Source organism: Anaerotignum lactatifermentans, from assembly GCF_016902535.1.
Taxonomy (GTDB): domain Bacteria; phylum Bacillota; class Clostridia; order Lachnospirales; family Anaerotignaceae; genus Anaerotignum; species Anaerotignum lactatifermentans_A.
This window is the reverse complement of record NZ_JACSNY010000073.1, coordinates 1-219: the sequence shown is the minus strand read 5'-3', so window position 1 is coordinate 219 and position 219 is coordinate 1. Positions and strand designations below refer to the sequence as shown.

Genomic DNA, 219 nt, shown 5'->3' with positions numbered 1-219 from the left:
TCAGACCATTCAGAATAGAAAGCCAGAATTTCGCGCTTTCGTTTTGTCCCACGTACATGCCGAGTACATCTTTATATCCACTCATATCAATTCCGATAGCAATATAGACCGCACGTTTTACAATCCGGCCTTCGTTACGTACATGGTAATGGATGGCATCCATAAAAACAACCGCATAGATTTCTTCCAAAGGTCTTTCCTGCCATTCTTTCACGATAG

1 protein-coding gene is annotated in these 219 nt (G+C 42.0%); it reads right to left on the bottom strand.

From position 1 onward, the window contains the following. Nucleotides 1-219, bottom strand: a 219-nt coding sequence (locus H9X84_RS12915) for a transposase (RefSeq protein WP_205134642.1), incomplete at both ends; no start/stop codon positions are given.